Annotated in this window: 10 protein-coding genes and 2 pseudogenes; 2 read left to right on the top strand and 10 right to left on the bottom strand. The window is 41.2% G+C overall.

All coding sequences use genetic code 11. From position 1 onward, the window contains the following. Nucleotides 1-38: 38 nt before the first annotated feature. The 6 genes and pseudogenes from gshA to D1367_RS32210 form a co-directional block, all read right to left on the bottom strand. Nucleotides 39-1,145, bottom strand: a pseudogene (gshA, locus tag D1367_RS14225) (glutamate--cysteine ligase). A gap of 248 nt (nucleotides 1,146-1,393) precedes the next feature. Beyond that, nucleotides 1,394-2,761, bottom strand: a complete 1,368-nt coding sequence (locus D1367_RS14220; RefSeq protein ID WP_244945011.1) for a phospholipase D-like domain-containing protein — start codon at nucleotides 2,759-2,761, stop codon at nucleotides 1,394-1,396. After that, nucleotides 2,758-3,237, bottom strand: coding sequence for a hypothetical protein (locus tag D1367_RS32220; RefSeq protein ID WP_244945010.1), 480 nt, complete (start codon nucleotides 3,235-3,237; stop codon nucleotides 2,758-2,760). The genes D1367_RS14220 and D1367_RS32220 overlap by 4 nt, the downstream gene beginning before the upstream one ends. Continuing rightward, a pseudogene (locus D1367_RS14215) lies at nucleotides 3,215-3,697 on the bottom strand (AAA domain-containing protein); the annotation flags it as partial. The pseudogene D1367_RS14215 and the gene D1367_RS32220, both read right to left, overlap by 23 nt. A gap of 613 nt (nucleotides 3,698-4,310) precedes the next feature. Next, on the bottom strand, nucleotides 4,311-4,658 hold the full coding sequence (locus D1367_RS32215; RefSeq protein ID WP_244945009.1) for a Uma2 family endonuclease: 348 nt from the start codon (nucleotides 4,656-4,658) through the stop codon (nucleotides 4,311-4,313). Continuing rightward, nucleotides 4,655-4,906 carry a Uma2 family endonuclease gene (locus D1367_RS32210; protein WP_244945008.1) on the bottom strand — a complete coding sequence of 84 codons (252 nt, stop codon included), beginning with the start codon at nucleotides 4,904-4,906 and terminating at the stop codon, nucleotides 4,655-4,657. The genes D1367_RS32215 and D1367_RS32210 overlap by 4 nt, the downstream gene beginning before the upstream one ends. Nucleotides 4,907-5,267: 361 nt before the next feature. Here D1367_RS32210 and D1367_RS14200 point away from each other — a divergent pair, with 361 nt between their 5' ends. Beyond that, the gene (locus D1367_RS14200) at nucleotides 5,268-6,821 is read left to right on the top strand and encodes a cation:proton antiporter (protein ID WP_118167023.1); all 1,554 of its coding nucleotides are present in this window, start codon (nucleotides 5,268-5,270) and stop codon (nucleotides 6,819-6,821) included. A 321-nt stretch (nucleotides 6,822-7,142) separates the two neighbouring features. Here the strand turns inward: D1367_RS14200 and D1367_RS14195 are convergent, their stop codons facing one another. From D1367_RS14195 to D1367_RS14180, 4 genes are all read right to left on the bottom strand, one after another. After that, complete coding sequence (locus D1367_RS14195; RefSeq protein WP_118167022.1) at nucleotides 7,143-7,706, bottom strand: DUF3124 domain-containing protein; 564 nt, start codon at nucleotides 7,704-7,706, stop codon at nucleotides 7,143-7,145. 73 nt (nucleotides 7,707-7,779) lie between these two features. After that, nucleotides 7,780-8,457 carry a potassium channel family protein gene (locus D1367_RS14190; RefSeq protein ID WP_118167021.1) on the bottom strand — a complete coding sequence of 226 codons (678 nt, stop codon included), beginning with the start codon at nucleotides 8,455-8,457 and terminating at the stop codon, nucleotides 7,780-7,782. Between the two features lie 128 nt (nucleotides 8,458-8,585). Then, on the bottom strand, nucleotides 8,586-9,464 hold the full coding sequence (locus D1367_RS14185; RefSeq protein ID WP_118167020.1) for a bile acid:sodium symporter family protein: 879 nt from the start codon (nucleotides 9,462-9,464) through the stop codon (nucleotides 8,586-8,588). Between the two features lie 441 nt (nucleotides 9,465-9,905). Then, nucleotides 9,906-10,304 (bottom strand): hypothetical protein, encoded by a 399-nt coding sequence (locus tag D1367_RS14180; RefSeq protein WP_228674879.1) that lies wholly within the window; start codon nucleotides 10,302-10,304, stop codon nucleotides 9,906-9,908. Nucleotides 10,305-10,391: 87 nt separating this feature from the next. Here D1367_RS14180 and D1367_RS14170 point away from each other — a divergent pair, with 87 nt between their 5' ends. After that, nucleotides 10,392-12,032 carry an AAA-like domain-containing protein gene (locus D1367_RS14170; RefSeq protein ID WP_118167019.1) on the top strand — a complete coding sequence of 547 codons (1,641 nt, stop codon included), beginning with the start codon at nucleotides 10,392-10,394 and terminating at the stop codon, nucleotides 12,030-12,032. Nucleotides 12,033-12,139 lie beyond the last annotated feature (107 nt).

The raw sequence follows: 12,139 nt of genomic DNA, 5'->3' as shown, positions 1-12,139 counted from the left end.
TGCCCAATGCCCAATGCCCATGCCCAATGCGTCTTGAGTTAAGCCAGCAGGGATGAACACAATTTGTCTTCGAGTTCGATTTCGCGTTCTTGGGTGGCGACAATAGCTTGGGTGATGACGCGCTGGCTGTCAAAGCCGACTGCATGTAATTGCAACCACTGTTGAGCTTCATTGCCTTCGCGGAGGATTTTGTGCAAAGGGGAAAGGAAACAACTAAAGCCTTGTTGTTTAGCGATCGCCCAAACATCCTGGTACATTTCAGAAATCCAATCTCTGGCTAGGATACTTCTACCATCTTGCCAATGCCTCAAATTAGCATCAAGACTACCAGTAGCAGCAGCAGCTTCGTTCTCAGCAGTCAGGGTGACGAGTTCTTCGCCAGAGAAGGTACTTTGAGTTAACGGATCGATGCTGGGATTTTCGATTATTTGCAACAAACGCGCTTCTAATAAGGCAGTAATGGCTAGCAAGGCAATGGGATCTGTAACTAAATCGCAAATTCGCAATTCTAGGCGATTTAGATCGTAAGGGCGGCGATCGCCATTTGGTCGCACTGATGCCCACAAATGCCGCACGTTTTGCATGGTTCCGGCAACGAGTTGGTCTTCCACCCACTGAATATGATCGGCGTGGCTAGCAAATAAAGGCACATGGCTAGGCGTTTGCGGAAATACGCCCCAACGGGTGGAGTGATAGCCAGTAGTTTTGCCATCCAGGAAGGGAGATGAGGCGCTGAGGGCGAGAAATAGAGGTGCTTCCATACGGATCACCCGACAAGCCCGCATTAATACTTCTGGATCGCTGATGCCTATATTTATGGACGCTGGCGGTAACTACTTTTGTGCCGTAGGTGTTTTCAATGTAGTCATGATAGGGTTTGCTGGATCGGAACGGAGAAAGCGATCGCTCCCACTTAAAGATAAAGTACTCCCCGGTATCAGGGTATAATCGCCCAAACGATTGAGGTAGTTTCGCAACACCCGCCTCGGACGCAGCAAGGCACACAATAAATTTTCGTAATTTTGGGATGGTTCGGTTATGTATTCCACGTTGCGGCTATCTGGCTCCCGCATAAATCCATCCAAATCCGCAACAATTTTGTCGGAGAGACCGACGATTTCACCTTGAGGCGTGCCAGTATACATCTCAATCTCAAAGCCTTTTAATAAAACCACCTTGTTCTCCTCGGCTCTCTCTACCTATAAATTGTATCGAATAAGACGAATCTCTGGATCTATCTTTAAGTCAATCAAAGGTTAAGAATCATTTTGTTGATAATTCATACCAAGGATTTATTGGCTGTCTTTCGGATAATTATTACTACTGAAGTATGATAAATATACTAGTTGAATTTACGCACTGTATAGTTCGGCATCATCTATGTTAACAGTTATCAGTTACCAGTTTTAGTATATTGAGAAATAAAATTATCAGGTGAATCACTATTTTGGGCAATACTGAGGCGTAGAAATTGCGCCCAGACTTCATCACTAAGTAAGTTTAAAGCAGTTTTGGGATTGTTAATTGCGATCGCGCCGATAACTTTACGCCATCCCTGTTGCAATTGTTCAATAAAACTCTCTTCAATAGAAACTTGATTCAGTAGCGAAAGTGCAGTTTTAAAACTTGCTGAATCACCTGAGATTTTTTTCGATTTTAATCCCTGTAGTGCTACATTCAACCATACAGGAAGAAGTTCCAACCAATTATTTTTCTGTATCTCTTTGAGTGCAATATCTTCCATACCTAGCGCACCCCACACACATAAAGACTCTACAGCCAGTTGAAAATCACGGTTTTCTAAAGCATTTCCCCATAATTTTTGAGCGTGATTTTGGAAGCGATTAGCAAGAAATTCATAAGCTTCCTGAACTTGATGTGGAATTGTAACTTTATAGACTGACTCACCTCGTGGTAGGTAATCGCCGCGATAGGATAACCAGTTATGAGATCCGCAAAGATGGATTTGTTTATCAACTATTACTTCTTTAACATGGGAATCTCCCAACCAAAAAACCTGTACAGATGGTAAACCATCAGGTGTTTTGATAGCTCGAAGTTTTTTCTCTACTTCTGGTGGAATTGGTTTATCTTCATCTTCTTGTCGCCGTGCAATTCCATGTCCAATTAAAATCCGAACTCCGCGATTAGCTAATTTCTGTAATAAAGTTATAAATTTTTCATTGACAACTGCCTGATTCACCCAAGGAGAATAAATTAGAATCTGACTTTTAGCCGAATTTAAAACTTCTGAAAAAGCTAGGCTAATTTGTCCATCGCGTAACTGTACAGCTTCACCTAATGCTTTATAGTTATCTCCCTCACCAGTGGCTTCTGTAGCAGCTTCTAGCGCCTTTTGGCGAATCTTTTCAAGTCTAGCTTCTATTTCAGTATTTTTCTGCTTGAGAATGGCTTCACGTTGAAAATTGATGGTTTCGGTTGACAATTTGTATAATGCTTGCAAGGATATTTTACCTTCAGTATGTAGCAGTTCTAACCAATTTGATGCTGACTCTAAAATTCGCTTTCCATTTCTTATTTGAATAGTCAATTTATCTTCAAGAGCATCGAAGATAATGAAAAGTGATATCTTTCTCCAAAATTTTTGAGTCGAAGCTAGTACCCTACAAGAAGTGACAATTTTTCCCTCTTCTGGTACATGAAGTGCTAAACCTGAAGCTTGAATACTTTTTTGGATTTCCTCAAGTGGTAAAGAAGCAATATCGGCAATTGTATGATCAAGAGTGATAAAGTCTGTCAAATCAGGTAATTTATCGTTGTTTCATTTAAAGATTCAGATTGAAAGGTTATCTTGTCGCTTAAAGGATCTGTAATAGCATAAATTTGTATAGGATATGGCGGCTGTGGTACAGACCCTTTTTCATAAAATAAGCGACCTTCAGGAGTAACTGTTAGTGGCGATGTTGGTGATAGAGTTTGTAAGGAACGAAGAGTTGTAGTAGTAGTTTTAATAAATACAGAATCAAGCCCAAGTACAGATGCTAATTCATCCTCTGTTGGGGGAGGTTGAAATTCAATAGCGGCGCGGATGATAAATTCTTCGAGTACGTTAAACTGGCGAGGTTCCTTAATATTTACTTCTACAGGAGTTTGCCGCAAACTATAACGGAATTCACGCGCGGCTAAAACTGATAAACTAGGACTTTGTGCTTCTATTTCGTCTACCAGTTTTTTAAGATTTTCATCAATCGGTTTAGCAGAAGAGGCGAGAAACATCAACGAAACCTCCATGTAGACGCACGATATTTGAAACTTCGGAGTACATACTCCCGATTTGTCCACGCTGCTGAGTGAATAGCGAATGACAACCCACAATTACTAGTAGTTCTTGAGCGCGGGAAAATGCAACGTTAACTCGTTCTGGTTTTTTGGCAAATCCCACATCTCCTTTACTATTATTGCGAACCATACTCACAATTACAACAGGTCGTTCCATACCTTGAAATCGGTCTACTGTACCAGTGGTGATTTGCAATGATGGGAAATTTTTAGATTGCAGGCGTTCATCAATTTTTCTGAGTTGAGCAACATAAAAAGTAATCACGGCGATTTCTTTTTTTGGTTGACCATTAGCAACTCTAGAAGCCCAAGTAGTCTCAAATTGCTTACATAGACATTCAATTGCATTAATTTCTGGAATATTAAAAAATGAAGTTCCTGTCGTTTCTTCTTGAAAAGGAACAACATCTTCAACTTTTGTCGCCTTGCTTATTTTGGGTAGTATTGCCCACCAACAAAAAAATTACCGACTTATTAGAGAAGTCGGTAATCTAAGCTTTTGAATTTTTATAAATCAAATACAATTGCTATCTAGTCTGTATTGTCAATACTGCACAGTCACTCAAAATCGAAATTTACGACTAAAAATGTCAGCTTTAGTGATGGCTAATTTGTCCAGTATATTGGCTCAATTTTATATAGCAAATTCTTGATATCAATTCTGTATTAGGATGGGCCAAACCCTTTTAACTTCTTTGTTTCTTTCTTTGTTTCTTTCTTTGTTCTTTGTTTCTTTCTTTCTTTGTTTCTTTCTTCTTTGTTTCTTTCTTTCTTTGTTTCTTTCTTTCTTTGTTTCTTTCTTTCTTTCTTTCTTTCTTTGTTTCTTTCTTTCTTTGTTTCTTTCTTTCTTTGTTTCTTCTTTCTTTCTTTCTTTGTTTCTTTCTTTGTGTCCTTTGCGTTCTTTGCGGTTCGTTTTTCTTTCTTCTTTCTTATACTTAAATATTTTTTAGCGCATCTTCATACCGAATTGGTATAAGATTATCATCAATAGGTTTAGCAGAAATCGCCAGCTATTTTTGAAGCGCCTGCTGAAAAGTCTTGATAGCATCAACATGATTCACCATATTAATGCAGCGCAACAATAAATCCAGATCGATACCTTTAACCTCCTCACTACTGGAAACCCTTTCATAGTGAAGTGCGTTGCTTTCTTTTTGCAAGTGATAAACTTCTAACACTCCATCTTCCCAGAACCACACTTCTGGAATCAACAGCCGCTTGTATGCCTCCAGTTTGTTGATACCGCCACTGCTAAACACCACTTCGATCGCTAAATCGGGACGCACTCGACCAGGAGCAAGTTTATAAGATTCATCCGCCTCTCGCTTTACAGCACCCGATTCACTTTCTAAGGTCATTGACCCAGTTGGAGTAAAGTCAAACCCTGCCATGGCAGGTAAAGTTCTAACAATGCGCCGAGTCTTTCCTTAACGGTTTCGTGTGGTTCTCCAGGCATTCTTCGGATCTCCAAAATACCATCCAGGAAAGACAAACGATATCCTGGACGGTCTAATAACTGCTCAATTGCTTTGAATTCTCTCCAAGTCAGTCCTTCAAACAAAAGGGGTGATTCTTTTGTGGGTGTAGCGATCGCTGCTGGGGTCATAAAAGTCTCCAGTCTGTTTCTAAATGAGAAGTAATCAGTTTTGGAGGGCAGTTTGTTAATTGTAACTTCTTTCTAGGAGCTTAAAAATTACTTTTTCTTAGCCTTCATCAATAATAACGACATCAAAGGATTTGAATTATTCCGAAAAACCTCTATTTGCAGCTTGAAAATAGGTGATACCGATGACGTTGGCATTATCTAAATATATGCGCCTTAAATCGTCGCGTAGGCGTAGCCCGCACTTCGGCCGCGCTCAGTGACCACCGCAGGCATCGCTCACCTTCAGTTGGCTTTCTTAATTGTCCTATCCAATCTTTAACAAAATACTGATAAAGTCAAAATAACTTTTCAGAACGTAATAATGGATGTAACTCAATTAGTCAAAGTTTCAATTATTCTCTTGGTGCTTGCTACAGGTGTAGCTCTGCTGTCACGGAGATTAGGAATCCCTTATGTTACGGGTTTAGTATTAGCAGGTTTGCCCATCACTGAGCTATTGTCTCGTCCAATTGGTTTAAATCCAACCCTTGTTTTGAATCTTTTTTTGCCAATTCTGATCTTTGAAGCTGGTATTAATACAGATGTCAGCCGCCTACGCAGCACCTTTAAACCAATTGCCCTATTAGCTGGGCCAGGGGCTGTACTTTCCAGTGGTATTATTGCCGTTCTGTTGAAATTTGGGCTGGGATTAAGTTGGATACCTGCCTTATTTGTCGGAGTAATTCTGGCAAACACTGATACTGTTTCCATGATTGCCGTCTTTAAGGATATACCGGTACCATCCCGGCTTTCTACCATCGTTGAAGGAGAAACTCTATTCAACGATGCGGCTGCCCTAGTTTCCTTCAACCTAATTTTGCAAGTATATTCAACAGGCTCAATCACATTTATAGAGGGAATCCAACAACTGCTATTTATCTCTCTAGGGGGTTGCCTGGTGGGGTTAGTCTTGGGCTACTTGAGTATACCTATATTCGCCCGTTTAGATGATGCTCTTAGTAGTCTTTTATTGACAGTCGCAGTTGCATTAGGAACTTTTCAGGTTGGGCAATTTCTCGGTGTATCAGGTGCGGTGGCTGTAGTTGTCGCGGGATTAATTTTCGGGAATTTAGGGCTTTCTCGCAATACTTCTGCTTCTAGTCGCATCACCTTGTTAAGTTTTTGGGAATATGCCAGTTTTACCGTCAACACCTTTATTTTTCTATTGATTGGTGTAGAAATAAACTTGGTAACGCTATGGAAAACTTTACCTGCAATTCTACTTGCAGTTTTGGCTTATCAAGTCGGACGAGTTCTTACAGTTTATCCTCTACTAGCAGGCGTTCGCTGGATTGACCGTCCAATTCCTTTGCGCTGGCAACATTTACTGTTTTTAGGCAATATCAAAGGTTCCCTCTCAATGGCTCTGGCGTTGAGCTTACCTACCACATTGCCAGGGCGAGAAGTTCTGATAGCTATAGTCTTTGGCTGTGTGCTGGTATCGTTAGTGGGACAGGGTTTAAGTTTGCCTTGGGTGGTAAAACGCTTAAAATTATCTAAATTTTCAGAAGCTCAACAACAGGTTGAAGAATTGCAAGCCCAGTTGATGACGGGTAAGGCAGCACAAGATGAATTAGATAGTCTGTTGAAATCAGGGGTGTTACCAAAAGCCGTTTATGAAGAGATGCGTTCAGCTTATCAGGTGCGAATTGCTGGTGCAGAAAAGACACTGCGGGAACTTTATAATCGTCGTCCTGATGAGGTGGAAGGTGGAAGTGGCAACAGCAGTAAGCTTGAAGCCATTCGCCGACGTTTACTTTTGGCAGAAAAGGGAGCGCTCAATGAGGCAATGCGGAAGCGAATTCTCTCGGAAGAAATTGTGCGTGGGCGGATACAAAATCTTGATGAGCAATTGTTGAAGCTTGAAGATGATTAGGGATTGGGCCTTGGGCATATTCTGAGCTTTGTGAGTGAACCTCTGAGCTTCGTGAGTGATTAGAATCTGCTGCCTCTAGTTAGATATTGAGTCAGAGACTCAATAAATGCATTCCCATGCGGAGCATGGGAACGAGGAAAGTTAATGATTGCATTCCTATGCGGAGCATGGGAACAAGGAAACGAGGAAAAACTGAATTACGAATTACGAACTTGTACTGAGCGTCTTGCCCTGAGCGAAGCCGAAGGGAGCCGAAGTATTACGAACTTGTACTGAGCGTCTTGCCCTGAGCGAAGCCGAAGGGAGCCGAAGTATTACGAATTATTTTACAGGCGATCGCTTATCGTTATTTTGACTTTTAATTACTCTACCAGGACTGATAAAAGAAATTCCTTGTTGAAAGTCAGTGCCAATCATGACTGCTTCCACTATCGGTTCGGATATTTCTGTTTGGGCTACCCACTCGACAACAAAGTTTGCGCCTAAACCTCCACTGGTATCATTTCTATTGATAAAAAAATCTGTAGAAGCTAGGGCATCAAGTTGAATAGGTAGCTCTAAATACTGTTTAACTAGTTTCCCTTCTGAGTTATAGTAGCGCACAGAAGTAATAACGATCGCATTGGTCAAATCTGTATTCCGAATACTTAGCGTAACTGCTAACTCGAAAATCTCCTGGCGATTGTGATGATAGATATGAGAATAGACAGGAACATAAACAGTTTGACTGCTTGCTATCTTAAAATTCTTATCCAGTGTCACGATTTTTTGCAATGGGGTTGCTGGAATGGCATCGGGTTGTGACTTTGGTGGAATTTCGGGTGATTGACAAGATACAAGAAGAATAACAGCGATCGCTAAATAAATATATCGATACAGCTTCATCAAAACTATTTACACCATTTTTTTATATGTGTAGCTAAACCCACTTAATAAAGAGTTTAGCTAGAAACTATGCTCAACATTTTTGTTCAATAAAATCAATGACTTGATGTAAAGATCCTGGTTTAGTCACAATCAGCACAGTTGAATGAGGTTCCAGTATTGTACTACCGTTAGGAATCATCAAATCTTCGTGGGGATGGGGTTGATAGCCAATAATTAGCGAACCACTAGGAAATTGGGAATCCTGAGCAATTTCGGCAACGCTACGACCAGCAACATAGCAATTGTTGGGGATGGAAAGTTTCAGAACCTCAATCTGTCCCTGCTCAAAATGCATCATTGATTCCACTTGCGGATATTCAATGGCATTCACCATTGTTGAAACTGATAGTTCAACAGTACTGATAATATGGTTAGCTCCAGCGATACGCAACGGTTCGGCAAAATCGGGGTGGCGCATCCGACTTAAAATATGGGTGACACCGTAGTGTTTTGCAAGAGTTACCATTGCCAAGTTTAAGGCATCACTTCTCAGAACAGCTGCCAAGGAACCGGCTTTGCGAATCCCTGCTTCTAACAATACTTCTGTACTCACTGCACTACCTTCAAAAGCCATTGCACCCACTTGTTCACGGGCATAGCGGCAAGCGATAGGGTCAATGTCAATTACGGCAACAGTATGTCCTAGTTCTACGAGTTTTTGCGCCAAACTTAAGCCCACTAAGCCTGCACCACCAATTAGTACGTACATGTATATTCTTGATGCTCTCTTCGACTTCCTATTCCACTTTACAACTTAGCAAAGGAATGAAAGTGTAGCTTGTATGGGGATACTTTCAACCACTGGACAACCAGACTTGGCAATCAGGCAAACTACTTTTATGCTTTCAACAAGCTTTGGCGACGACTAGACCACCAAGCAAATCCAGCGCCGGTTACAAACATTAGCAGACCATAAATTGCCCCAGGAATGGCCATTGTAGGACTATTTAGCAGCGTAGGGGTAGAAGCGATCGCGATCGCCAGAGTCCCATTTTGAATTCCTACTTCTATGGTAATTGCCGTAACGCGTTTTTCTTCTAATCTGGTTAAGGTTGCGATCGCAAAACCTAAAGCCATTGCAACCACATTCAAAACCAGAGTTGCCCAGCCCACATCTATTACATAAGAAACAAAATTATTCCGTTCTCGCAGCAGCACTCCAGTAATTACCACCGCCAGGAAAAATAAAGACAGCCACTTCACAGGTTTATCTGCCTTGTCTGCCAAGCCGGGTGCATACCGCTTGGCTATCATCCCAATTGCTACAGGTAAAAGTGTAATCACCGCAATTTGCAAAACAGTACTTAAGAAAGGTAACTGTAGCGTTGTTCCTTCCCCCAAAAATCTCTGCATTGACAAATTTACTACCACAGGAATCGTAAAAACCGTAATGAAACTACTAATAGCTGTTAGTGTCACAGAAAGAGCAACATCACCCCCAGCCAAAAACGTAATCATATTAGAAGTAGCGCCACCGGGACAGGCTGCTAAAATCATTACGCCTACCGCTAATTGTGGTTCAAGGGGAAACACCGACGCAATGCCAAAGCCCACAATCGGTAACATAATCAACTGCGCCACCAAGCCAATCACCACTGCTTTGGGATAGATTACAACTCGCTTAAAGTCTTCTAGGGTCAAGGTTAACCCCATGCCTAACATGATAATAAATAGAGCTAGGGGCAGAAAAACAGCCGTCAGAAAATTTGCTTCCATCCTTAATTTGCGTTGGTAACAATAAAAGTGCCTCTGGATTGTACCGTGTTTCCGTTAAAATTCTAATTGAAGAACTGTAAGGGAACTCCAAAAAATAAATTATTCCACATTAAAGTCGTTGACTGTTGACTGTTGACTGTTGACTGAAAACTCGTGAACCGTCAACGGTCAACAGTGAACAATAGCAATGGAATATTTTTTTACTTGGAAGTCCCTAATAGGTTTATAGAAATCGTCTTTATATTTGCTGTTTCTCACCTAAGCTTTTAATTCACAACAAAATAACTTTTCAAATGATTCGAGAAACATTGCAGGAACTTTGATGAGTTGTCAGCCTGGTAATACGGTTAGGCAATTGCTGGAAGCTACAGAATGTCAAAGTTTTGATTTAAGCTCAGGTTGCCAACACGCTAAGGGGCACAATATATTGTGCCCCTAAAATTATGTGTATTCCATGCTTGTGAAAATTGCTGCAATTTGCATGAGTATCAAAGACTCGTTAACGGAGATAAAAGACTCATTCACGAGTATCAAAGACTCGTTAACGGAGATAAAAGGCTCATTCACGAGTATCAAAGACTCGTCAGCGAGTATTAAAGACTCATTCACGAGTATCAAAGACTCGTTAACGGAGATAAAAGACTCATTCACGAGTATCAAAGACTCGTTAACGGAGATAAAAGGCTCATTCACGAGTATCAAAGACTCGTTAACGGAGATAAAAGGCTCATTCACGAGTATCAAAGACTCGTTAACGGAGATAAAAGGCTCATTCACGAGTATCAAAGACTCATTCACGGAGTTCAAAGGCTCATTCACGAGTATCAAAGACTCATTCACGGTAACGCAGTATCACTAATTGTCTACTTACCTGCTGTAGTAAACTACATCTAAGCCAGAAGCCTGCATTCAATAGTTGATAGCGCTGTGAAAAAAATCCTGATTGTGTCAGCTAACCCCACGACGACAGATAAACTTCGCTTGGACGAGGAAGTAAGGAAAATTCAGGAAGGGTTGCAACGCTCTCGCAGCCGAGATAAGTTTGAACTTATTACTAAATGGGCGGTGCGTCCTGACGATTTGCGGCGTGCGCTTTTAGATCATAATCCTCATATCATCCATTTTTCTGGACATGGTGGAGGAAATCAAGGTTTAGCCTTGGAAAATAATATAGGGGAAATGCAGCTGGTGAGTACAGAGTCACTGGCAAGGCTATTTAAATTATTTAAAGACAAAATTGAGTGTGTATTATTAAATGCCTGTTATAGCGAGGTGCAAGCTGAGTCTATTTATCAACACATTAACTGCGTGGTTGGGATGAATCGGGCAATTGGAGACAGAGCCGCAATTAAATTCGCGGTAGGCTTTTATGATGCACTGGGTGCTGATAGGTCTTATGAGGATGCTTATGAGTTTGGCTGTAGCGCTATTGATTTAGAAAGTATTCCAGAGTCTTCGACACCAGTGCTGAAAAGTCGGAACAATCCCCAAGGTGCTATCTCTGCTAAAGAAACGATTCCAGATAGCGAGATAAAACTAGCAGTCTCCTTAGAAAATCCAGAAGGGCAGGTAGCTCTAAACTCTGCTTTTTATGTCGAGCGATCGCCTATTGAGGTAGACTGTTATGAGGCGATTCTTCAACCAGGGGCCTTAATTCGCATCAAAGCTCCCCGGCAGATGGGCAAAACTTCGCTCATGTCGCGGGTTCTCCATCATGCTAGTCAACATGGCTATCAGACAGCACCCGTAAATTTCCAGTCAGCCGATGCAGAATTTCTCGCTAATTTAGATCAGTTTTTGCAGTGGTTCTCTGCCAGCATTACCTACGAATTGAATCTACCCGATAAATTAGACGAGTATTGGAAAGGTGTTTTAGGTAGCAAGAATAAATGTACAAATTACTTTCAACGGTATTTATTACCCGCCATTAATAGCCCCATCGCTTTAGGTTTGGATGAAGTCGATGAAGTCTTCAAGCATCCTATAATTGCTGCTGATTTCTTTGGATTATTACGAGCTTGGCATGAGCGGTCAAAGAATGAGACAGTTTGGAAAAATCTCCGGTTGGTGATTGTGCATTCTAAGGAAGTTTATATTCCACTCAATATTAATCAGTCGCCTTTTAATGTGGGCTTACCCATTGAGTTGCCATACTTAAATCAAATACAAATACAAGACTTGGTACAGCGTCACAGACTCAATTGGTCTGAATCACAAATTAAAGAATTAATGACACTCGTGGGTGGTCATCCTTATTTAGTGCGGGTAGCGCTTTATGAAATTGCCCGTGGTAGGATGACGCTGGAAAATCTGCAAAAAATCGCGGCAACCGAGGAAGGGCCTTACAGTGACCATCTGCGCCGCCATTGGCTGAACTTGCAAGAAGATGCAGAATTGCTAGCTGCCGTCAAACAAGCGATGATGGCAAATCACGCCGTGGATGTAGGCACAACTGAAGCGTTTAAACTCCGCAGTATGGGGTTAGTTAAGTTTAAAGGCAATCAAGTAGTGCCACTGTGTGAATTGTACCGTCAATATTTTTGCGATCGCTTGGGAATTAAAAATTAAAAAAGTACATTAGGAGTGCAATATGATTTTCATCTCTAATTAGCATTTAATACCAATTTGAAAAAAGAATGCGACACATAGACAAATCCCTCCGCTTATCCAGATAT

The organism is Nostoc sphaeroides (assembly GCF_003443655.1).
GTDB lineage: Bacteria > Cyanobacteriota > Cyanobacteriia > Cyanobacteriales > Nostocaceae > Nostoc > Nostoc sphaeroides.
The sequence above is the reverse complement of the archived record's forward strand: the minus strand, read 5'-3'. Positions and strand labels throughout refer to the sequence as shown.